Raw genomic sequence first — 23,047 nt, 5'->3', positions numbered from 1 at the left:
GCCTTACCAGCTGTATTTGAGGGTCGCATACACGCTTCTGCCCTCGCCCCAATAGCACCCAGTGGCTGCGATGCATGTCGAGACATACTTCTTATCGAACAGGTTGCTTACATTGAGCGACGCTTTCAGCCCCTCCAGCTTGGGGTTGGCCTTGCCAAAATCGTAGCGGATTGCGGCATCGAAGACGGTATAGGCAGGGACGTCGAAAAGGTTTGCATTGTCTCCATATGTCTGCCCGGTATAGCGGGCACCGCCGCCGAAGCTCAGGCCGTCCCACGCCGTCGAAGTCTGCAGCGCATAGTCCAGCCATAGCGATGCCTGATGGCGCGGTACGAAGGCAAAGCGGTTGCCCTGATTGGTTACTCCTGCCGCATTGGGGTTGGCTCTGGTGATCTCGCTATCCGTATAGGCATAGGATGCCAGGAGGGAGAAGGCGTCGGTGATCTCTGCCTTACCCTCCAGTTCGACACCCCGCATCCTGACCTGGCCGGTCTGGACGTTGAAATTCGTATTGTCCGGGTCCGGCGACAGAACATTGTCCTGCGTCAGATGATAGGCCGAGAGAGTGATGAAGCTGTTGCTGCCCTCAGGCTGATATTTTACTCCGACTTCGAACTGTTCGCCGGTGGTCGGGTCGAAGGCATTGCCGGCGCGATCGGTGCCGCTGGCGGGATTGAACGAGGTAGAATATCCGGCATATGGTGAAATTCCGTTGTCGAAATTGTAGACGAGACCCGCCCGCCAGGTGAATTTTCCATCCTGCTGATCGACCTTGTTGTCGGCGGCGCTGGTGCGGGTTCGGGTGTCGGTGTTTGCCCAGTCGTAACGACCACCGAGCGAGAATACGAAGTCATCCCATTCCACCTGGTCCTGGGCATAAAGCCCAACCTGGCTGCGATCCTGATCGATTCGGGTGGCAATCGGCGGCCGGCTGATTGGTGTCGCGCCGTAGACGGGGTCCAGTCCGTTGAACGGCGTGAATATCGGAGACAGCGCAGATTCCTCGTAGCGGCTGCTCTCATAGGAATAATCGAGACCGAATAACGTGGTATGCGCCAAGTCTCCGGTCGAGAAGTGCCCAACGGCTTGGTTGTCGACCGTCACCGCACGCGCGCTTTCGGGGAACGCCCAAGCGTAACGATAGAAGGCTGCAGGATTGCAGGCTGTCGGGCAATAGGGCTGGACGCGCTGGGTGTCGGTGCTGACATAGGAATAGCGAAGGTTTTGCCGGACAGTCCAGGTGTCATTGAGTTCGTGTTCGAACTCATAGCCGACGGAAGCCTGGTCGCTCTTGTAATGGTCGTATCCCGGCTCACCTGGGAAACTGCTGCGCGGCAATTCCGGATAGATACCGGTATAGAGCGTTCCATTGGCGGGAAGCGCCGGCGCCCCGCCGCCTCCGGGGGAGTCGAGCCGCTGATAGCTGCCATAGAGCGTTAGTGATGTTCCTTCATCCGGTTTGAAGGTTAGGGATGGCGCGATATAAGCCTTTTTTTCCCGCACAAAGTCATACTGCGTGTCGGTCAGGCGACCGACGCCGACGATGCGGTAGAGCAAGCTTTCGTCGTCATTGACGGCGCCGCTGAGGTCGAACGCCGTCTGAGTGCGGTGATCGGTGCCGAACTGCATTTCGACTTCGTTCTGGGCCGTCGCGTTTGGCCGCTTCGACACCATGTTGATCAGGCCGCCGGGATCTCCCTGGCCATAAAGAACCGACGCGGGACCTTTGAGCACTTCGGCCCGCTCAAGGCTGAAGGGTTCGACACGTGGCTGGGCGTATCCGCGAGCTCCAAAGGGCAGACGGAGGCCATCGAGATATCGACCCGGGCGGAAGCCGCGGATCGTGAACCAGTCGTAGCGAGAATCATCACCATATTGGCTGATGACGCCCGGCGTGTAACGGAATGCTTGCGTCAGGGTCGCAGATCCCTGCGCAGCCATCTGGTCTTTGGTGACGACGTTGACGGCCTGTGGAGTGTTCTTCAGCGAGGTGTCCGTTTTGGTGCCGGTGGCGCTCTGCGTCGCGACGAATCCTTCCACCGGCCCACGCGCCTGCTCACCCCGCAAAATGATCGGCTGCAGGGATGTAGCGCTATCTGTTGCGCCAGCGGTAGAGGCTGCCTGCGGGTTGATCAGGAGCACGGTGGTCGCGGTCGTGAAGCGATAGGTCAGGCCGGTGCCGGCGAGAAGCCGCGTCAGCGCCGCTTCGGCGGCGAGATTGCCGCTGAGTCCGGTCGTGCGCAGGTTGGGCGGGAGAGAGCCATCGAATGCGACATCGATGCCGGTTACGGACGAAAACCGGACCAGCGCGGCCGAAAGGGACTGGCCGGAGATTGCGAACTCGTAGCTCTTGGCACCTTGGGCGTCGGCTGCAACGGGTATGAGGATCGGCATGAAGCCGACGCATGCAGCCAGCAGCGTCCTGCGAAACAAACGAACACGACTGCCGCCGATTTGATTTTTCTGCACCACTTATTTTGCCCCCTGCGAACGCGTTACTGCCCGAGCATTTTCGGGCTTCTCAACAAGGGGACGCTAAAGCCTGGAAAAAACCTCGGTCGGTTTTCAAGATTTTTATTGCGGATAGATCAAGGTCAGCCAAGGCGAGTAGCTGGCAATGCGGATGGGCAGGCCATGCTCCAGATTTTCCAGTATTCGACCTGCCCGACGCACATCGACGATGATGCTGACGGGTCGCCGGGCAAGGGCTTTATCCATGACGATCAATTTTCCCCGCTGCCATTTCGCAAGTGTCGCAACGACCTCCTCAAACGGGGTCGAAATGAACACCAGCTTTCCATCACGCCATGAGAGCTGCGTGCCGACATCCGTCTGCGCCGGTGCCGACAGGCGGTCATTGGCGAAGAGCACGGACTGCCCTTCGCTGACGGCCTGCTCCTGGCTTGGCGAAGAGACCCTGACCGTATGCTGTGCCACCGCGACGACGATGCCCTCCTCATGTATGCCCACGGAGAACTGAGTTCCAAGCGCGGTGCTGTTGAGCTGCCGGCAACCCACGACGAATGGGCGGCTGGCATCGGGTGCTACCGTGAAGAAAGCCTCGCCTTGCTGCAAGATGACCTGCCGCTGGCCAGTGGTGAACATCAGCGAAATCGCGCTGGCGGTCGACAGCTCGGCAATCGATCCGTCTGGGAGAGTGATGCGAGCCGTCTCTCCGACCCCGGTTCGATAATCCGCGGCTGCCGGCCACAGATAGATTGCTGAACCGGCTCCGGCCGCCGCAAGGATCGCCAGGGCTCCACCGGACTTGAGTAGCTTTCGGCGCTTCAAAAATGCGTTTGGCAAAACTTCTGGCAATGCTGAAGCGCCAAGCCACAAACGCTCCAATTCGGAATAGGTCGCGACATGGTCTGGACTGCGCTCAAGCCAACTTCTGAATTCGGCGCGATCATTTGCGGTCGCACTGTCATCGAGCAGCAGCGCGAACCACTCTGCCGCCTGTCTCGAAACATCCTTGTCGTCGTTCGGACAGCGTTCTCGATGGAAAGTCTCACGCATCCACTGCCTCTTGGCTCAGTACCGGTGGCTGCGCAATCTTAACCTTGCGCCGTTATTTCCGCATGCAGACGCTCGAGTGCAACGACCATATGACCGAAAACCGTCTTTGGTGAAATCCCTAGGCATTCGCCAATCTCGACATAGGTGAGACCATCGATACGTGAAAGCATAAAGACCTGTCGAGCCCGTGGTGGCATCTGTTCGAGGGCCGCTTGTACGCGGCGGAGGTCCTGACGGCTGATCGCGGCAGCTTCTACGGATGGCGTAGGATCAGCGATGGATTCGAGCCCGTCGATACCATTTACGAAAGGAGCGATTTTTCTGCGGCGCTCATGGTCAAGAGCAAGATTGCGGCCGGTGATCATGAAATATGCAGCCAAATCTTTGACCTCGCGAAGGAGGCCGGGCCTTTCCCAAAAACGCAAGAAGGTGTCCTGCAAAAGGTCGGCGGTCGTTGCGGGGCAATGCACTCGACGATAGATGACGCGCGTAAGACGCGCGCGAACGCCCATATAGGTATCGAGAATTTCCGGATGTTCCGCGCTGTTCATGGTACGCAGCTATCATCGTCCAGCAATCGAAATCAAGAGTAAAGAGGATAAAACCTGTCATGTTTAAACTCTCCGCTTTGATCAGGCGGTAATCTTGCTGGGTACGGGCGTATGACGTGATAAACCGCTCGCATTGGCACAAGGCGAGTGGACGTCGGAACTTACGCTCTTTAAGCTCAGATATTACAAACCACGGCTAAATTCGAAGCTCTATTGGGCTTGGCCTGATCGATCTGCTCGGCCCTCTTGATCATGGTCCCTCTGTGGCGAGCGCATCCACAAGTCCGCCTTTGGGCTTTGACGATACCTTCCAAGGTTTGGTCAGGTTGTGCGGGTTGCATGGGGCGACCCTAATTTGCCAAATCTAGATAGAATTGTCCCTAGGCGCTACGTCTTGCGATGAGCGCACCGGTGAACAAGCGGTTTAGATTGGTCTGATCGGGATTAGACAAGACTTCGACAAGATACTCCACCATTTCGGTTAGCGGCTGTCGATAGGTTGTAAGACTGTAGTTCGGGTTGTCCGCCTGGGGGACGTCGTCAAATCCGGTGATGGCAATGTCCTCGGGGATACGCAAGCCCAGTTTATGACGGATAACATCGGTGGCGCCGATAGCAAGCGAGTCATTTTCGCAGACCAGAATGTCCGGCAGCATCGCCGGATTTCGGCTAGAGAGGACGTTTTCCACGACGTCGGAGGCGAGAGCCGGATCATAGGCCGAGACCTCGACAGTCTCCGGCTCGATGCCAAAATGTTGCCGCCAATATTCGACAAAGGTTTCTTTGCGCAGCAGGTGAGCCGATGAAGTGCGTGGCCCAGCAAGGAACATCGGCCGACGGTAGCCGCGCTCGTTCACATAGATAGCCATCTCATTCATCGACTCGACGTCATCGACAGCGATTGAGATCGTGTCCGGATTGCGCGAGCTGCGCGCGAAGATGATGAGCTTACGAAACCTACGTGCATGAAGCGCTGTCTCAAGCATATCGTCGTCGAATTGTAAGCCAATCAGGATGACGGCATCAACGCGCCGTTGGCTGGCGTTCAGCAGCGCATGGCCCGCATCGTTACGGTCAAGCGTGTTGATAAGCAGGATGTCCCAGCCTTCGCGCCGAAGAATCCGTGTCAGCCGCTCCATCATCACAAGCTTGTGTGGGTTTGCAAAATCGTCGATGAGCAAGGCGACCAGATTGGAGCGGTCCGATGCCAAGCTTGCGGCGCGCAGGTCCGGTACGTAACCCAGACGCTCGGCGGCAGCCCGCACCTTTTCCAAACTCTTTGGCGAAATAGAAGCCTCTTTGCGGAAAGCGCGGTTGACCGTCCAACGCGAAACACCTGCTTCGTTCGCGACGTCGTCGGCCGTAATGTTGGCAAATATAGCTTTCTTATCGTCAGGCATTCACACTCCGCTACCCTCAGTAGATCGATTCATAACAGTACATAGCGCACTTTCACCTCCGCTGAAATTATCTCTGCTCTCGTGAGCAAATTCCTCTTGCTCCCGTGAGCAAAAATTGCGATGTTCCTGTCAGGGCGGTTGGGAGCTGCCCTCTTAGGAGGATTTAAAGTGTTGAAAGTCGGATTGCTCGGCGCCGGCCGTATCGGTCGGGTGCATGCCATCAATATTGCCAGCCATGCCCGCAGCCAACTGGTTGCCGTGTCGGATGTCAACGAGGACGCGGCGCGTTCTCTAGCGGGTGCATATGGCGCTCAGGCCACCAGCTCGGACGCGATCCTGGCGGATGCTTCCATCGACGCGGTGTTGATCGCCACGTCGACGGATACCCATTCCGATCTCATCGAAAAGGCGACGGCTGCCGGCAAGGCCGTGTTGTGCGAAAAGCCGGTCGATCTGTCGCTGGAGCGCGCTCAAGCCTGCCTGGATGCAGTCTCAAAAACAGGCGTGCCTGTCATGATCGGCTTCAATCGGCGCTTCGATCCCAATTTCTCCGCTATCAAGGCATCCGTCGTTGCTGGCGAAGTAGGCAAGCCGGAGCTGCTGTCGATCACGTCTTTCGATCCGGCGCCGCCTCCGGTCGCTTACGTGAAAGTCTCCGGCGGCCTGTTCCGCGACATGATGATTCACGATTTCGACATGGCGAATTTCCTGATGGGCGACGCGCCGACGTCCGTCCATGCCGCCGGTACATCGATCGTCGACCCCGAGATCGGCAAGGCCGGTGACGTCGATACGGCGGTGGTAACGCTCATCTATGCCGATGGCCGCATCGCCGTGATCAAGAACAGCCGTCGCGCTGTCTACGGTTACGACCAGCGCGTTGAGCTTTTGGGCTCCGAGGGTCTTCTATCGGCCGGTAACGTGCTCGAAAACACGGTGTCCAAGGCGACGAAACAGGGTGTCACCAGCGCCAAGCCGGAATTCTTTTTTCTGGAGCGCTACATGCGCGCCTATGCGGCGGAATGGGATGCCTTCGTTTCTGCCATTCTGGATGGCGCTGCCATTCCGGTGACGTTGCAAGACGGTGTTGCCGCGCTCGCGTTGGCCGAGGCCGCAACGCAATCGGCCAAGTCCGGTCAGTCTGTGACATTGGCTCGATAACGCGAAGGGCGATGCCCAGCGGCGGCGCCAAAAGAGATTGCTGCGGCACAAGGGAGTGTGCCGCAGGCTTTCGGTGCCGGCCCCGTGCGACCGGGATGGACGGGGCGTCGGGGAGTGACGCTTTTGAATTTAACTGGGAGGATAATACTATGAAGAGACTGCTTGCAGCTGTTGCTACCGTCGCGCTTGTCGCCGCGGCCACTCCGGTGCTTGCCACCGATATTATCGTCGTCGCGCACGGCCAGGCCAACGATCCGTTCTGGTCGGTCGTGAAGAACGGCGCCGAAAAGGCGGCCAAGGACGCCGGCGTCAATGTCGAATTCCGCTCGCCCGAAACCTTCGACATGGTCGCGATGGGCCAGATGATTGATGCCGCCGTCAATCAGGATCCCGATGGTATCGTCGTGTCGATCCCGGATGCCGATGCGCTCGGCCCGTCGATCAAGCGGGCCGTCGATGCCGGCATCCCGGTCATTTCCATGAATTCCGGCTCTGACGTCTCGCATAAGCTCGGTGCAAAACTGCACGTCGGTCAGTCGGAATTTGATGCTGGTAAGGTCGCCGGACAAAAACTCGCAGAACTCGGTGGCAAAAAAGGCATCTGCGTCAACCAGGAGGTCGGTAACGTCTCTCTCGACCTGCGGTGCGCCGGCTTCAAGGAAGGCTTTGGCAAAGACGTCACCATTCTTCCGACAAGCACCGATCCGACTGAAGTTCAGTCCAAGGTGCGTGCGGCGCTGGAGTCAGACAAAGCCGTCAATGTCGTGCTCGGGCTTAACGCCTCCCTCGTCGGAGAACCCGCCGTCAAAGCCGCCCAGGCACTCGGACGCAATGATGTCTTGATCGCCACGTTCGACCTGTCGGCCGGCTTCCTCAAAGATGTCGCAGACGGCAAGGCTGCATTCGCGATCGATCAGCAGCAGTTCCTGCAGGGCTATCTGCCGGTCGCCTTCCTTGCTCTCAATGCACAGTACGGCCTGATACCCGGTGGCGACGTTCCCTCCGGCCCGAACCTCGTTACCAAGGACACTGCTGCCAAGGTGATCGACCTTTCGGCCAAGGGCATTCGCTAACCACATCGCTCGCCGGGCCGCATTCTGAATGGCGGCCTGGCCACCGATCAGGAGACAGAACTATGTCGATAGACTCAATCGGGCGTGCGGACGAGCGGATCAAGTCCGAGTCCGTCGTCACGAAACTCATGAAGCGGCCGGAGTTGGGCGCCATCGGAGGTGTAATCCTCGTCACGCTCTTCTTCATGATCACCGCCGACCGCACCATGTTTACCCTGTCGGGTATCATGAATTTCATGACGCCGGCAGCACAGCTTGGCATTCTCGGCATCGCCGCTGCCATGCTGATGATCGGTGGCGAATTCGATCTCTCGATCGGCTCTATGGTGGCTTTTGCCGGCATGATGTTTGGTGTCTTCGTTGTGAATGTCGGCATGCCGCTCATGCTCGCCATACCTCTGACGCTCGCTCTCGCCGCAGCTCTTGGCGCGACCAATGGTATGATCGTGCTGCGCACCGGTCTGCCATCCTTCATCGTCACCCTTGCCGGTCTGTTCGTGCTGCGGGGCGCGTCGCTGGTCGGTCTGAAAATTTTCACCGGCGGCTCCACCCAGCTGCGCGGCATCCGCGAAGCGGTCGAGGGCGATTTTATGGCGCCGCTGTTTTCCGGCGACGCTTTCGGCTTTATCATGAGATGGCTGGCTGAAGCGGGTATCGTCGACAGCTTCAAGTCGGGCGTGCCCAAAGTGCCGGGCATCCCGGTCGAGATCATCTGGTTCATCGTCTTTGCTCTGATCGCAACATATGTCCTCCTGCGCACGCCGGCCGGCAACTGGATCTTTGCGACCGGTGGCGATGCGCTTGCCGCACAGAACTCCGGGGTTCCCGTGCGCCGCGTCAAAATCTCTCTTTTCATGCTGACGGCTGTGGCTGCGGCGCTGGTTGCCATCATTACCGTGATGGATGCCGGTTCCACCGACGCCCGCCGCGGCTTCATGAAGGAGTTCGAGGCAATCATTGCCGCGGTCATCGGCGGCTGCCTTCTCACGGGCGGTTACGGTTCGGCGATCGGCGCCTTCTTCGGTGCGATCATCTTCGGCATGGTCACCATCGGCCTCACCTATACCCGCTTCGACCAGGACTGGTTCCAGGTTTTTCTCGGCGCGATGCTGCTGCTCGCCGTCATCTTCAACAACGTCATTCGCCGACGTGTGACTGGGGAGCGCTGAACATGTCCGCACCGATTATTCATATGGAAAACATCAAGAAGCACTATGGCAATGTCATTGCGCTGAACGGTGTGACCTTCGATCTGAGAGCTGGCGAATGCCATTGCCTTCTCGGCGACAATGGCGCCGGCAAGTCGACCTTCATCAAGACCATGTCGGGCGTGCACAAGCCAACCGAGGGCTCCATCACCTTCGAGGGCAAGCCGCTGTCCTTCGGCAGCCCGCGCGATGCGATGGAAGCAGGCATCGCCACCGTCTTCCAGGATCTCGCCATGATTCCGCTGATGTCGGTAACGCGTAATTTCTTCATGGGTCGTGAGCCGACCAAGGGGCGTGGACTGTTCAAGCGATTCGATATCGATCACGCCAACGAAATTACCATGGCCGAAATGCGCAAGATGGGCATCAACTTGCGCGGTCCAGACCAGGCGGTCGGAACGCTTTCAGGCGGTGAACGGCAAACCGTGGCGATCGCCCGCGCCGTCTATTTCGGGGCCAAGGTTCTGATCCTCGACGAGCCGACATCGGCCCTCGGGGTTCGCCAGACCTCCAACGTGCTGGCCACGATTAAACGTGTGCGTGAACAGGGTATCGGCGTGGTGTTCATCTCGCACAATGTCCGCCACGCGATGGCGGTCGGCGACCGTTTTACCGTAGTGAATCGCGGCCAAACGCTCGGCACCGCGACGCGCGGCGAAATAACCGCGTCGCAGCTGCAGGACATGATGGCCGGTGGCCAGGAAATGGCGGCGCTCGAAGGCTCTCTTGGCGGAACGATCTGAGGCTTTTTTCATGGTACTCTCTTCAATTCTGCCGGAACGACCGCTCGGTATCGCGCTGATCGGCACCGGTTTCATGGGCAAGTGCCACGCCATGGCGTGGCGCAATGTTGCCGCCGTGTTCGGCGGCGCCCATCACCGGCTGGAGGTTCTTTCGGATGCTACGCCGGACAGCGCAGATAGCTTTGCCCGCCAGTTCGGTTTTTCCCGCGCGACTGCCCACTGGCAAGAAGCGGTTGCAGATCCGAACGTTGACGTCGTCTCGATCACGGCGCCAAACGGCATGCACCGGCCAATGGCGGAGGCGGCGCTCAAGGCTGGCAAACATGTCTGGCTCGAAAAGCCGATGGCACTGACACTTTCCGATGCCGAAGCTATGGCGAGGACGGCAACGGAACATTCCGGCCAGGCGACCATGCTCGGCTACAACTATTTGAGAAGCCCGGCTTTCCAGGCAGCACGAACGCTGATCCGGGAAGGCGCAATTGGCGAGCCGCTCGCTTTTCGCGGGGTTTATGACGAAGATTATTCCGCCGACCCACTCCTCCCGTGGTCGTGGCGGATGACTCACGAAGGTGGCGGCCTCGGCGCGCTCGGCGATCTCGGCTGCCACCTCGTGAGCCATATGCTGGCGCTGATGGGGCCGGTGGCCGAGGTGGTGGCCCAGACGCAGGTCGCCATTCCCATGCGTCCTTCTCCCGACGGCCCAAAAGCGGTCGAGAACGAAGACAGTGCCCTGGCCTTGCTGCGTTTCGCCTCGGGCGCGCAGGGTTCGTTTGCGACATCGCGGGTGGCGCGGGGCCGCAAATGCCGGCTGCAATGGGAAGTCCATGGGCAGGACGGCACGATTGTCTTCGACCAGGAAAACATGAACGAGCTGTGGGTGCACAAGGCCGGAGAGGCCGGGTTCATCCGTCACCTGACCGGGCCGGGTCAGCCTGATTTTGCAGCCTTCTGCCCGGCACCGGGACATAATTTCGGTTTTAACGAACAGAAAGTCGTTGAGGCGCGCGACCTGCTTGCCGCCATTGCCGGCGGCCCGAATGCCGGTCCCGATTTTGTGCAAGGGCTGGAGATCGAAAAGGTCATTCACGCCATGGCGGCCTCCAACGGCGCCGTCATCCGCATCGAAAGGCAGGACTCGCGATGAAGAAACTCGATGTTATCACCATCGGCCGCGCCGGCGTCGATCTTTACGGCGCGCAGGTCGGCGGTCGTTTGGAGGATATGGGATCCTTTGAGAAATATATCGGCGGCTCGCCCACAAACATCGCCTGCGGCAGCGCCAGGTTGGGACTGAAGACAGCTTTGATCAGCCGGGTCGGCGACGAGCATATGGGCCGCTTCATTCTCGAACAGCTCGCCCGCGAGGGTGTCTCGACGCAAGGCGTCAAGATCGACCCGGAACGGCTGACGGCACTCGTCATCCTCGGCATTCGCGACGATACGCAGTTTCCACTTATTTTCTATCGCGAGAACTGTGCAGACATGGCGCTCAGCGAAGACGATATCGATGAGACCTTCATAGCCTCGGCCCGTGCCGTCGTCGTCACCGGCACTCATCTCAGCAACACCCGTACCGAGGCCGCGGTCCTCAAGGCGCTGACGCTTGCGCGTAAACACGGCCTGCGCACCGCGCTTGATATCGACTACCGTCCGAACCTGTGGGGTGTGGCCGGGCACGGCGATGGCGAAAGCCGGTTCGTCGAAAGCGCCAAGGTCACCGCCAGGCTGCAGATGAGCCTGCATCTGTTCGACCTAATCGTCGGCACGGAAGAAGAGTTCCACATTGCCGGCGGCTCGACCGATACGTTGGAAGCGTTACGGGCGGTACGCGCCGTCAGTGGCGCGACGCTGGTGTGCAAGCGGGGTCCGCTCGGCGCCGTCGCCTTCGAAGCGGCCATTCCCGCCCGTCTCGAAGACGGACAGACCGGTCAGGGGTTTCCGATCGAGGTGTTCAATGTCCTCGGTGCCGGCGACGGTTTCTTTTCCGGTCTTCTGCGCGGCTGGATGACCGGCGAAGACTGGCCGACATCGCTCAAGTTCGCCAATGCCTGCGGCGCTTTCGCCGTCAGCCGGCACGGCTGCACGCCGGCCTATCCAAGCTTCGAAGAGCTGCAGTTCTTTCTGAAGCGTGGCGTGGTGCGGCCCGATCTGCGCAACGATCCAGAGCTTGAACAGATGCATTGGTCGACAACGCGCCGCACGCGCGTCGATGGCGACTGGTCGACGATGCGGGTGTTTGCCTTCGATCACCGCGTGCAACTGGAGGAAATGGCCGGTTACACCCTGCAGAAAGGTGCGACGTTCAAGGAATTGTGCCTGGAAGCGGCGCTTCGTGTGCAGGCGGGCGATGCGGGCTACGGCATCCTCTGCGACAACCGCATCGGCCGGTCGGCGCTGCATCGTGCTTCGGGGTCAGGTCTGTGGATCGGCCGCCCCGCCGAATGGCCCGGTTCGCGTCCGCTGGCGCTGGAGCCGGAGCTCGGGCTCGATTGCGGAACGTTGTCTGAATGGGCGCGCGAGGATGTCGTCAAAGTGCTGTGCTTCTGTCACCCCGACGACGATGCAGCGACCCGCGCCGGACAGGAAACGACGGTCAAGCGGCTGTTCCAGGCAGCGCGGCGCAACCGGCTGGAATTCCTGCTCGAGATCATTCCTTCCAAGGTCGGTGACATCGACGACCACACGGCCGCGACGCTGATCGAACAGTTTTACGCGGCCGGCATCTATCCCGACTGGTGGAAGCTTGAACCGATGAAGACGGTGGCCGGCTGGACGAATGCCATCGCGGCAATTGAGGCGCGGGACCGTCACACGCGCGGCATCGTCGTGCTCGGGCTGGATGCGCCGGAGGCGGAGCTGTCGGCAAGCTTCGAAATTGCGGCACGCTTCGACCTCGTCAAAGGCTTTGCCGTCGGACGCACGATTTTCGGCGACGTCGCACGGCAATGGTTTGCAGGCGACGTAACGGATGCGGGCGCCATCGAAGACATGGCGGAGCGGTACGCACGCCTGTGCCGTATCTGGGATGCGGCACGCACGAAAGCAGGGAATCAGATAGCATGAGCACGGTTCGACTGACGGCGGCGCAGGCCATGGTGAAATGGCTGTCTGCGCAGATGACAGAGGAAGGCGAACGCTTCGTCGACGGTGTATGGGCGATTTTCGGACACGGCAATGTCGCCGGTCTCGGCGAGGCCTTGCAGAAAGCGGGCAATAGCCTGCCGACCTGGCGCGGCCAGAACGAGCAGACCATGGCGCATGCGGCGATCGCCTACACCAAGGCGATGAAACGGCGGCGCATTCAGGCTGTCTCTTCTTCGATAGGGCCGGGCGCTACCAACATGGTGACGGCGGCAGCGCTTGCCCATGTCAACCGGCTGCCGGTGCTGCTCATTCCCGGCGACGTGTTCGCAAACCGCCGACCCGATCCGGTGCTGCAGCAGGTCGAGGACTTTGACGACGGCACCGTTTCCGCCAATGATTGCTTTCGCCCGGTCAGCCGCTATTTCGACCGTATTACACGACCCGAGCAGCTTTTGACGGCGCTGCCGCGGGCGTTTCGGGTCATGACCGATCCGGCGAGTTGCGGGCCGGTGACCCTCTCCTTCTGCCAGGACGTGCAGGCGGAGGCCTATGACTGGCCGGAGGACTTTTTCGAACCAAAAGTCTGGCGCATCCGCCGGCCGGAGCCGGACCGGCACGATCTGGAAGAGGTCGCAAACCTCATCCGTGCGGCGAAGACCCCTGTCATCGTCGCGGGCGGTGGGGTCATCTATAGCCATGCAGAGCAGGAGCTCGCCGATTTCGCCACCCGTCACGGGATCCCCGTCATCGAGACGCAGGCCGGCAAATCGGCGCTCGCCCAGTCCCACCCGATGAATTTCGGTGCCGCCGGCGTTGATGGCTCGGCCGCCGCCAACGCGTTGGCCCGCAAAGCCGATCTCATCATTGGCGTTGGTACGCGCTTCCAGGATTTCACGACGGGATCATGGTCTCTGTTTGAGGCCAAGGGGCGGCGGCTGGTGTCGATCAACGTCCAGCCCTATGACGCCGATAAACACGGCGCCATCGGTCTCGTCGCCGACGCCCGGGTGGCGCTTGTCGCGCTTGGTGAAAAACTCAGTAACTATCGCGCGCCCGAGCCGGACGCCGCATCCCGCAGTGCATGGCTTTCCGCCGTCGACCGCCATTGTGAAGCTCCTTCGCAGCCCGGTTTGCCGAACGACGCGCAGGTGATCGGCGCGGTGCAGCGGGCCACGGGCGAAGACGCCATCGCCATGTGCGCGGCCGGCACCATGCCGGGCGCCTTGAAGCTTTTGTGGCAGCCGAGCCAGGGCGGGTATCACATGGAATACGGCTTTTCCTGCATGGGCTACGAGATCGCCGGCGCCTTGGGCCTGAAACTGGCACGGCCGGAGCGGGACGTGATCTGCTTCGTCGGCGACGGCTCCTACATGATGGCCAATTCGGAACTGGCGACCGCCGTCATGCGCAAGGTGCCGTTCACGGTCGTTCTGACCGACAACCGTGGTTACGGCTGCATCAACCGGTTGCAGCAAGGCACCGGCGGCGAAGCTTTCAACAATCTCTACAAGGACTGCAATGTCGAGCAGCAGCCCGAGATCGATTTCGTCGCCCATGCCGGCTCCATGGGGGCGGTCGCGGTGAAGGCGAAGGACATTGCCGATCTCGAAGCTCAACTTGTCGCTGCCCGACGCCGCAATATCCCGACCGTCATCGTCATCGATACCGATCCGACCGATGGGCCGGGGTTCGGCGATGCCGGTCACTGGTGGGACGTCGCCGTGCCGGAGGTCGGCACCACCGACAAGCTGAAACAGGCCTATGCGCGCTACCTCGAAGGTGCCGCCAAGCAACGAACCGTAAATTGAAAGGCATGACATGATCCGCTTCGGAACCAATCCCATCGCCTGGGCCAATGACGACGACCAGAGCCTCGGCGCCGACATCCCGACCGAGCAGATTTTGCGCGAGGCCGGCGAGATCGGTTTCGACGGCATCGAAAACGGCCATCGCTGGCCGGACGATCCGCAGGCCTTGAAGGCGCTGCTCGGCTCTTTTGGCCTCGCCTTCGTCTCCGGCTGGTATTCGCTCAACCTTTTGACGCAATCGGTCGAGAACGAGAGACAAGCGATCCAGCACCATCTCGACAAGCTGAAACACAATGGCTGCACCGTCTGCATTGCCTGCGAAACCTCCAACAGTGTTCAGGGATTGCAGGTCCCGCTTTCCGAAAGACCGGTCCTGTCGCCGGAGGAGATGAAAGCCTTCGGTGCCAAGATCGAGGAACTTGCCGCTTTCACGGCCTCGCAGGGTATCGCGCTCGTCTACCACCATCACATGGGCACCGTGGTCGAGACGCCCGAAGAGATCGACGCCTTTATGGCGGCGACGGGACCTGAGACCCGATTGCTGTTCGATGCCGGCCATTGCTATTTCGGAGGCAACGGCCGCGACCCGGCGCCGGTGTTGTCCCGCCATATCGATCGTGTCAGCCATTTCCATGCCAAGAACGTTCGCCCTGTGGTGATGCAGAAGGTGCGCGACGAGGGACTGAGCTTCATGGACGGCGTTCGTGCCGGCGTGTTTACCGTACCAGGAGACGAGGAAGGCGGGGTGGAGTTCGAACCGCTGCTGAAAATCCTGAAGGATTCAGGATACGAAGGCTGGATCGTCATCGAAGCAGAGCAGGATCCGGCCGTTCGCAATCCTTTCCAGTACCAGTCGCTCGGCCTCAAGACGTTGAAAGCCGCCGCCACCAGGGTCGGTCTCGTCTGAGAAAACAGCAGGAGTTCACCATGTCCAGGCTTCTCCATCGTCCCTTCGGCACCCATGGCAAGGTCCACGAGATCACACCGGCACTCGCTGGCTGGCGTTACGTCGGTTTCTCGCTCTATCGGTTAAGAGCCGGCGAGACCGTCGGCGAAACGACCGCCGATCGCGAGGTGATCCTCGTAATGGTCGAAGGCAAGGCTGCGTTCGAAGCAGACGGGCGCGCCTGGGGCGTTCTCGGCGAACGGATGAGCGTCTTCGAGAAAACGCCACCGCATTGCCTCTACCTGCGGAACGGGAGCACTTGGAAGGCCGTTGCAGAAACCGATTGCGTGATCGCCGTCTGCTCGGCACCGGGCAGACAAGGCCATGAAGCGCGCCGGATCGGGCCGGAGGGCATCACGTTGGCACAGCGCGGCGAGGGCAGCAACACCCGCTACATCAACAACATCGCGATGGAAAACGAGGACTACTGCGACAGTCTTCTGGTGACGGAGGTGTTCACGCCGGCGGGGAACTGGTCGAGCTATCCGAGCCACCGACACGACGAAGACGACTTTCCGCGCATCACCTACCTGGAAGAAACCTATTATCATCGCCTGAATCCGGCTGACGGGTTCGGCATTCAGCGGGTCTATACCGACGACCTGCAGCTCAACGAGACTATGGCCCTACATGACGGCGATGTCGTCTGCGTGCCGCGCGGCCACCACCCTTGCGGGGCGCCGCATGGTTTCGAGATGTATTACCTCAACGTCATGGCCGGCCCTTTGCGCAAATGGCGCTTCGTCGCCGCGCCGCCGGTCGAGCACTTGATGCGCTAACCCTCTTTTCAAATCGGATAAAGACAATGGAACAACCTTTTACGCTTGCGGCTTGCGCTGAAATGCTCTGGCGCGACAGACCGATCGAGTGGCGCTGCGCGCAACTCAAGGAGCTTGGCTTCGAGGTCGGCCTGTGGAATTGGCCGGAGCATGATCTGGCTGCGCTTGAGAGGTCGGGCGCGACCTTCTCGATCATGAACGGCTATCTCACCGGCCGTTTGGCGGACGACGAAGGGGCTGACGAACTGCTGCGCTCGGCGCGTGAGACGGCACAGGTCGGCAAGCGGCTCGGCGTGGCCCGGCTCAATCTGCATGGGACGGGCCTCGGAGAAGGCGGGCTCCCCGTTCGCCCGAGCGAGGTGGTGACGGGGCGCATGTGGCTGAAGGCGCGGGACGCGCTCGCACGTATCGCCGACATGGCCGAGGAAGAGGGCGTGGTCTTTACGCTGGAAAACCTCAACCTGCCGGTCGACCATCCCGGCACGCCCTTCGGCCGAGCAGAGGACACGCTCGCCCTTGTCGAAAGCGTCAACCATCCGCGCCTGCGGCTCAACCTGGACCTCTATCACGTGCAGATCGGCGAAGGGAATCTGATCGAGACCTGCAAAGCTTGCCTGCCATGGATCGGAGAAGTACAGGTCGCCGACGTGCCGGGACGTTGCGAACCAGGGACCGGCGAAATCAACTATCCCGGCATTGCGCGTGCCCTACTTGATATGGGCTATAGGGGGCCGGTGGGATTGGAAGCATTTGCGAAAGGCGATCCGATCGCCGCGCTCGAGGCATTTCGCTCTGCATTTACGTTTTAAGGCATGTCCTAACCACTGGGTGTCGAGGGTGATTTTGCCCATTGCGCCGTGTGTCTGGAGCGCCTTGCACAATTACTTCTGCGTGTGTAGCCAAGCGCAGTCTCCTCATTGTCAACCGGAAGGTCAGAAGCGGTAGGCGATAGGCTAGGGGGATCATCAAGATGCGAGCCCCTGCCGGGCAAACGGTCCAGAAACCCTATCTGATACGAGCACCTGCCGCGTGATCTATAATCGGGTCAGGCGTTGCTTTCTTCAATGAAGATCAACGGCTTGTTCACTCATCGCCGCTGGTTCGTATTCCCGCAAGACCGTGGAAACGGCTTGTACTGTCGCATCAAACTAACCGTTCAGGATGAACTACTGAACCTCGTGCACATACCGATGGCTGGTCGTAGTCGCCCGATGCGTCGAGATCAGCACCGGTACGGCCGATTGATCATACGCGACCTCATCGATGGTGAGCACGGCGGCCGGCAGCTCGAGTTGCAACAGTTCTGCATCTTCATTGGTCGCCAATGTGGCGCCAATCTGCTCGCGGATCGCCGAGATACGGATGCCATAGCGTTCCAGAAGATGGAAATAGAAAAGCGGCGGTATATCCTCGCCCCGGGTCGGAAAGTCCGGCAGGCGGCCCTTCGGCAGGACAAGTATCTCATGCATGACGGGCTTTCCGCCAACGGTGCGCAGCCGATGAAAACGCACTACCGGTTCGGCCGGGTCGATCTGCAGCCGGTCGGCTTCGTCGGGTGACGATGAGCCGGTTTCCAGCGACAATATGGTGGAAACCGAATTCTGCAGCGATCCGTCGAGACCATGCAGGCGAAAATACTGGAAGAAGAAGCGCAGGCTATGTTGCGGTGTGCGGCCGGTGACCACAGTGCCGGTCTTGCGCCGGCGGCTGAGCAGTCCTTCGTTGACCAGATCCGTCAGGGCGCGCCGGATCGTCCCGACGGCAACGCCAAAAGTTTGCGACAGGGCGATCTCGCTCGGCAGGACATCGCCTGCCTGCCATTTGCCCATCATGATACCCTCGGTGATCTGACGTTTGACCACTTCATACAGGGGGACAGACAACTCGCCCGGACGGACGGTAGATGCCGAATAATTGGGCATGTTTGATGCCATTTTTGCCTCTTATTTGGAGTTGACTCTCGCCTGTCCCCTGATCATCATTACTATATAGTTTATATGAATGAACAAGGCGAAACCAGCGATTTCGCCCCATCAGGGCAGCCAACGTGTACCGGCAAGATCTCACGTCCAATCTCGATCCAAAACTTGCGAAGGCCATGACAGCGATTGCCGACGATGTCGATACGGCGGTCGTCGAGCTTGCCGAAATGATCGCGATTGACACCACCTTTCCGCCCGGCGCCGGTTATGATGCCTTCGCCGACCTGATGGAAAAACTGACTGGATCGCTTGGCTTTGCCCATCGCCGCGTCACGGTACCACGCGATCTCTGGCATGTCGCAAACGGCCCGGCCTCTGGCAACCGCACCAACCTGATCGGCGAGCGCGACACCGGCAAGCCGGCCTGCGGCCTCTACTATCACGTCGATACCGTCCCAGCCGCACCCGGCTGGCAGCGCGATCCGTTCCGGCTGACGCGCGAAGGCAATGCGCTGTATGGCCTGGGGGCTGCCGACATGAAGGGCACGATCGCCGCCACGCTGCTGGCGCTGCGCGCCGCTAAGGCGTGCGGGGTCGAGCTGGCCTATGATCCGATGCTGCTTTTCTGCACCGACGAGGAAGCCGGGCTCTATCCCGGTATCCGCTATCTCGCCGAGCAGGGCATGCTCAAGGGCCATATCCTCAATTTCAACGGTACCGCCGGACCGCGCATATGGGCCGGCTGCTTCGGCATGTTTACCCTGCAGATTCGCGTCAAGGGCCATACCGTGCATGCCGGCGAGGGCAATCGAACCGGTGCCGGCATTAACGCCATCGAAAGCGCAATGCCGATTCTCAACGCTCTGGCGGCCCTGAAGCCGGCCATCACGGCCCGTGCCTCGGCACTGCCGCCACCGCCGCATGCGACCGGCCCATTGCGTCCGCAGCTGACGATTTCGGCGGCCAATGGCGGCACTGCTGCCGGCCAGGTTCCGGCCCAATTCGATATCCTCGTCTGTCGCCGCTACATGCCAGAGGAAAATTATCTGGACGCCCGGGCGGAGATCGAGACAGTTGTACGTGCTTGTGCAGCTGAGGTGCCTGGACTTGGCCTCGAGCTCGATCTGGTCGGGCATCTGGTGCCGACGTCCGATCCCGAAGGCCCGCATTGGCCGCGCTGGCAGCAGGCCCTGTCGCTCGGCTTCGGATACGAGCCCGAGAACTTCAAGAAATGGGGCGCCGCGAGTTGCTCGGACTTCGGTTACGTCCAGCAGACGGGTGTGATGCAGGAGATCCTGCTTGGAGGCCTAGGCCGTCCGGAAAGCTGCATCCACAGCCCGGAAGAACATACCACCACCGACGATATCGTCGCACTCGCCCAGAGCATTCTTGCCTATCTGGCCCGAGACTTTGCCAAAGACGCCAATCCTGACCTGTCATAAATTGCAAAAAGGGAACTTCGCATGCTGAAACTCAACCGCCGTCTGTTTCTGGCTGGCACCGCCGCCTTCGTCGCCACGCCGGCCATGAGCTTTGCTCAGGCTGCAGCACCCGTTAAGGGCGGCACGCTGAAGGTGTCGATCGACCAGGCCGCCAGCGTCATCCATCCGCTGCTGACCCGAGTCAATCCGGAATATCTGATCACTGAACTGCTCTACAGCAACCTGACCCGCCTCAAGGTCGACATGTCGGCCGAGCCGGACCTGGCTGAAAGCTGGAACTCCAACGAAGCGCTGACGGAATGGACCTTCAAGCTGCGCAGCGGCGTCAAATTCCATGACGACTCTGCCTTCACCGCCACAGACGTGGTCGAAACATTCAAGGCAATCCTCAACAAGGACAATGCCTCGCCGGCCCGCAACAATGTTGGACCGATCGATACTATCACCGCTGCCGATCCACTGACCGTCATCTTCAAGCTGTCCGGCGCCTATGCCGACTTCCCGGTCGCGCTCGCCTACACCACGGCCCGCATCATCCCGGCCGCCGTTGCCACCGGCGATTTCAAGCAGCTGTCGACCAAGGCCAACGGCACCGGCCCGTTCAAGCTGGTCTCCTATGAGCCAGACCGTCTAATCGTTGTCGAGCGCAACCCGAACTATTACGATCCGGCGCGCCCCTATCTCGACCGCATCGAAATCCAGGTCTTCCCGGACACATCCGCCGAAGGCTCGGCGCTGATCGCCGGCGACATCGACCTGATCTCGACCCTGCAGCCGACCGAATATCTGCGTCTCGACGGCAGTGACGGTCTCGACCTGTTGCGCGTCGCCTCCGGCCAGTTCTGCAACATCAACTTCGGTTGCGACACAAAGCCTTTCAACGACGTTCGCGTCCGCAAGGCGCTGGCGCTGGCCGTCGACCGCAAGGCGATGGTCGATTTCGTCACTGAAGGTTTTGGCACGCCCGGCAACGACACGCCGATCAACGCCTCCTACCGCTTTGCCGCCAAGCTGACGCAGCGTGAAGCCAATATCGCCGAAGCCAAGAAGCTGCTGGCCGATGCCGGCTATCCCAACGGTTTCGAAGCGACCCTGGTTGCCTCCGACCGTCCGGCCGTCCGCACCCAGCTCGCTGTGGCGTTGAAGGATATGGCCAAGGAGATCGGCGTCACCATCAATGTTCAGACTATGCCGCATGCGACCTATCTCGAGCAGGTCTGGAAGAAGGGCAGCTTCTATGTCGGCTTCTACAACATGCAGCCGACCGTCGACGGTATCTTCAAGCTGCTCTACACTTCGGACGCCTCCTGGAACGAAACCCGCTGGAACAACGCCGCCTTCGACAAGCTGGTGAACGAGGCCCGCGGCACCAAGGACGAAGCCAAGCGCACCGCGCTCTATGCCGACGCGCAAAAACTGATGAACGACGAAGTGCCGTCGATCATCCCGGCCTTCTTCGACGTGCTCGGCGCCAAGCGCAACTGGGTGCAGGGCTATGAAATCCACCCGCGCGCCTCCGTCTTCCGTCTCGACTACGTGTCGCTGACCGCCGAGGCACCGAAGCGCGGCTAAGCTTTCGCCAGAAACACGGCCGGGTGATAAAAATGCCCGGCCGGACCAACCCGTCAAGGATACGGTCTTGTCCCCGAACTACATTCTCAAGCGCATAGCGCTGATCTTCTACACGCTGCTTGTGGTGTCGCTGATCGTGTTTGCCATAACGCAGATCCTGCCTGCCGATGCAGCGGTGATGATGCTGGGCGAAAATGCTACCGACCAGGCGCTTGATGCTCTGCGTCAGCGCATGGGTCTGAACGATCCGGTCTGGATGCAATATGCCCACTGGCTGATAGGCATCGTCCAGGGTAACTTCGGCACCTCGCTGCGCACCGGCCAGCCGGTAGGACCAGTGATGTTCGAGGCGCTTGGTCGCTCGCTGCTGCTGGCTTTGCTGTCGATCACCTTCATGTTGATCCTCGCCATTCCGCTGGGCATCATCGCCGCCATCCGCCGAGGGCGGGTCGCGGACATGCTGGTCAGCCTGATTTCCTATGTGGGCGTGTCTTTGCCGGAATTCGTGACCGCCACCGTGGCCGTGCTGCTGTTTGCCGACTGGCTGAAATGGCTGCCGCCGACCGGCTATGTGCCGCTGACGGAAAATTTCGGCAGCGCCATCGCCCATCTCACCCTCCCGGTTTTCGTCATCTCGATTATCCTGATCGCGCATGTCTCGCGCATGGTGCGCTCGGAACTGATCGACGTGCTGCATGCCGATTATATCCGCTCGGCGCGGCTGAAAGGCCTGTCCGGCTCTTCGGTGCTGATGGGCCATGCGCTGCGCAACGCGCTGCTGCCGACCATCACCATCGTTGCCCTCGACGTCGGCTATCTCTTGGGCGGCGTCATCGTCGTCGAAGAGATCTTTGCCATTCCCGGCATCGGTCGGCAGCTGATCGTTGCCATCCAGGCGCGCGATCTGCCCGCCATCCAGGCCGGTGTGCTGATCATGGCCGCCACCTATTCGATCGTCAATTTCCTCGCCGACATGCTCTATGCGGCGCTCGACAAGAGGATCCAGTATGACTGAGTTTCTCAAACGCCTGCTGCGCACCCCGCAGGGCGCCATCGGCGTTGCCATCGTCGGCCTCGTGCTGCTGGTCGTCATTATCGGTCCATGGGTGGCGCCGCACGACCCCGAAAGCCTGGCGCCGCTGCAGCGCTACAAGGGGTCGAGCCTCACCTACCTGCTCGGCACCGACCAATATGGCCGCGACATTTTCAGCCGCCTGCTGATCGGCGCCCGCGCCACCGTCATCATGGCGATGCTGGCGACGCTCGCTGGCACTGTGGTCGGCGCGCTGATCGGCACCACCTCGGCCTTTCTCGGCGGCCGTGCAGACGAGGCGATTATGCGCACCATAGATGCGGTGATGTCGATCCCGAGCCTGCTGTTTGCGCTGCTGGTCGTCAACCTCCTTGGTTCCAGCATCGTCAATGCGCTGGTGGCGGTCGCGGTCGCCTTCGCCCCCGGCATGGCCCGCATCACCCGCAGCGTCGCGCTGTCGGTGCGTAAGCAAGACTATATCAACGCGGCGATTGCCCGCGGCGAAAGCGCCCGCTTCGTCATTGTCCGGGAAATGCTACCCAATGTCATCGCCCCGATCATCGTCGAAATGACCATCCGCGTGTCGTTTGCCGTCATGCTGTTTGCCACGCTGAGCTTTCTCGGTCTCGGCGCCCAGCCGCCGGCCGCGGAATGGGGCCTGATGGTGTCGGAAGCCCGCCGCTACATGCATTTGAGCGCCGGCATCCTCATCTGGCCGAGCATTGCCATTGCCCTGGTGGCGATCGGCTTCAATCTTCTCGGCGACGGTCTGCGCGATGCGCTCAACCCGCGGGCGTAAGGAC

Annotated in this window: 19 protein-coding genes; 14 read left to right on the top strand and 5 right to left on the bottom strand. The window is 60.5% G+C overall.

The genetic code is table 11. The annotated features are described in order from the left end of the window. Nucleotides 1-3 precede the first annotated feature (3 nt). The 4 genes from EPK99_RS02515 to EPK99_RS02500 all read right to left on the bottom strand — a co-directional run bounded on the left by EPK99_RS02515 (nucleotide 4) and on the right by EPK99_RS02500 (nucleotide 5,470). Nucleotides 4-2,469 carry a TonB-dependent siderophore receptor gene (locus EPK99_RS02515; protein ID WP_245455602.1) on the bottom strand — a complete coding sequence of 822 codons (2,466 nt, stop codon included), beginning with the start codon at nucleotides 2,467-2,469 and terminating at the stop codon, nucleotides 4-6. 105 nt (nucleotides 2,470-2,574) lie between these two features. Further along, complete coding sequence (locus EPK99_RS02510) at nucleotides 2,575-3,519, bottom strand: FecR family protein (RefSeq protein WP_128441044.1); 945 nt, start codon at nucleotides 3,517-3,519, stop codon at nucleotides 2,575-2,577. Nucleotides 3,520-3,557: 38 nt separating this feature from the next. Then, the gene (locus EPK99_RS02505) at nucleotides 3,558-4,070 is read right to left on the bottom strand and encodes an RNA polymerase sigma factor (protein ID WP_128441043.1); all 513 of its coding nucleotides are present in this window, start codon (nucleotides 4,068-4,070) and stop codon (nucleotides 3,558-3,560) included. Nucleotides 4,071-4,450: 380 nt separating this feature from the next. After that, nucleotides 4,451-5,470: a LacI family DNA-binding transcriptional regulator gene (locus EPK99_RS02500; protein ID WP_128441042.1), complete on the bottom strand. Its 1,020-nt coding sequence runs from the start codon at nucleotides 5,468-5,470 to the stop codon at nucleotides 4,451-4,453. Nucleotides 5,471-5,638: 168 nt separating this feature from the next. Here EPK99_RS02500 and iolG point away from each other — a divergent pair, with 168 nt between their 5' ends. The 10 genes from iolG (at nucleotide 5,639) to EPK99_RS02450 (ending at nucleotide 17,084) form a co-directional block, all read left to right on the top strand. Further along, a complete protein-coding gene (iolG, locus tag EPK99_RS02495; protein ID WP_128441041.1) occupies nucleotides 5,639-6,631 on the top strand; it encodes an inositol 2-dehydrogenase in 993 nt (330 codons plus the stop codon). A 149-nt stretch (nucleotides 6,632-6,780) separates the two neighbouring features. Next, entirely contained in the window at nucleotides 6,781-7,704 is a 924-nt protein-coding gene (locus EPK99_RS02490) for a sugar ABC transporter substrate-binding protein (protein ID WP_128441040.1), read from the top strand. A 62-nt stretch (nucleotides 7,705-7,766) separates the two neighbouring features. Further along, a complete protein-coding gene (locus EPK99_RS02485; RefSeq protein ID WP_128441039.1) occupies nucleotides 7,767-8,873 on the top strand; it encodes an ABC transporter permease in 1,107 nt (368 codons plus the stop codon). 2 nt (nucleotides 8,874-8,875) lie between these two features. Beyond that, entirely contained in the window at nucleotides 8,876-9,655 is a 780-nt protein-coding gene (locus EPK99_RS02480) for an ATP-binding cassette domain-containing protein (protein WP_128441038.1), read from the top strand. Between the two features lie 10 nt (nucleotides 9,656-9,665). Next, entirely contained in the window at nucleotides 9,666-10,802 is a 1,137-nt protein-coding gene (locus EPK99_RS02475) for a Gfo/Idh/MocA family protein (RefSeq protein WP_128441037.1), read from the top strand. Further along, a complete protein-coding gene (locus EPK99_RS02470; protein ID WP_128441036.1) occupies nucleotides 10,799-12,721 on the top strand; it encodes a bifunctional 5-dehydro-2-deoxygluconokinase/5-dehydro-2-deoxyphosphogluconate aldolase in 1,923 nt (640 codons plus the stop codon). Before EPK99_RS02475 ends, EPK99_RS02470 begins: the two co-directional genes overlap by 4 nt. After that, nucleotides 12,718-14,550, top strand: a complete 1,833-nt coding sequence (iolD, locus tag EPK99_RS02465) for a 3D-(3,5/4)-trihydroxycyclohexane-1,2-dione acylhydrolase (decyclizing) (RefSeq protein ID WP_128441035.1) — start codon at nucleotides 12,718-12,720, stop codon at nucleotides 14,548-14,550. Before EPK99_RS02470 ends, iolD begins: the two co-directional genes overlap by 4 nt. A gap of 10 nt (nucleotides 14,551-14,560) precedes the next feature. Continuing rightward, the gene (gene iolE / locus EPK99_RS02460) at nucleotides 14,561-15,457 is read left to right on the top strand and encodes a myo-inosose-2 dehydratase (protein ID WP_128441034.1); all 897 of its coding nucleotides are present in this window, start codon (nucleotides 14,561-14,563) and stop codon (nucleotides 15,455-15,457) included. Between the two features lie 20 nt (nucleotides 15,458-15,477). Further along, complete coding sequence (gene iolB / locus EPK99_RS02455; RefSeq protein WP_128441033.1) at nucleotides 15,478-16,275, top strand: 5-deoxy-glucuronate isomerase; 798 nt, start codon at nucleotides 15,478-15,480, stop codon at nucleotides 16,273-16,275. A gap of 26 nt (nucleotides 16,276-16,301) precedes the next feature. Further along, on the top strand, nucleotides 16,302-17,084 hold the full coding sequence (locus tag EPK99_RS02450) for a TIM barrel protein (protein WP_128441032.1): 783 nt from the start codon (nucleotides 16,302-16,304) through the stop codon (nucleotides 17,082-17,084). A 357-nt stretch (nucleotides 17,085-17,441) separates the two neighbouring features. Here the strand turns inward: EPK99_RS02450 and EPK99_RS02445 are convergent, their stop codons facing one another. Continuing rightward, complete coding sequence (locus EPK99_RS02445) at nucleotides 17,442-18,209, bottom strand: GntR family transcriptional regulator (protein ID WP_245455600.1); 768 nt, start codon at nucleotides 18,207-18,209, stop codon at nucleotides 17,442-17,444. Between the two features lie 164 nt (nucleotides 18,210-18,373). Here EPK99_RS02445 and EPK99_RS02440 point away from each other — a divergent pair, with 164 nt between their 5' ends. From EPK99_RS02440 to EPK99_RS02425, 4 genes are all read left to right on the top strand, one after another. Then, a complete protein-coding gene (locus EPK99_RS02440; protein ID WP_245455719.1) occupies nucleotides 18,374-19,639 on the top strand; it encodes a M20 family metallopeptidase in 1,266 nt (421 codons plus the stop codon). Between the two features lie 21 nt (nucleotides 19,640-19,660). After that, nucleotides 19,661-21,211 (top strand): ABC transporter substrate-binding protein, encoded by a 1,551-nt coding sequence (locus tag EPK99_RS02435; protein ID WP_128441031.1) that lies wholly within the window; start codon nucleotides 19,661-19,663, stop codon nucleotides 21,209-21,211. Between the two features lie 67 nt (nucleotides 21,212-21,278). Beyond that, entirely contained in the window at nucleotides 21,279-22,226 is a 948-nt protein-coding gene (locus EPK99_RS02430; protein WP_128441030.1) for an ABC transporter permease, read from the top strand. After that, the gene (locus EPK99_RS02425) at nucleotides 22,219-23,043 is read left to right on the top strand and encodes an ABC transporter permease (RefSeq protein WP_128441029.1); all 825 of its coding nucleotides are present in this window, start codon (nucleotides 22,219-22,221) and stop codon (nucleotides 23,041-23,043) included. Before EPK99_RS02430 ends, EPK99_RS02425 begins: the two co-directional genes overlap by 8 nt. Nucleotides 23,044-23,047: the final 4 nt, after the last annotated feature.

The organism is Neorhizobium lilium (assembly GCF_004053875.1).
GTDB classification, from domain to species: Bacteria; Pseudomonadota; Alphaproteobacteria; order Rhizobiales; family Rhizobiaceae; genus Neorhizobium; species Neorhizobium lilii.
This window is presented reverse-complemented; position numbering and strand designations above follow the sequence as displayed.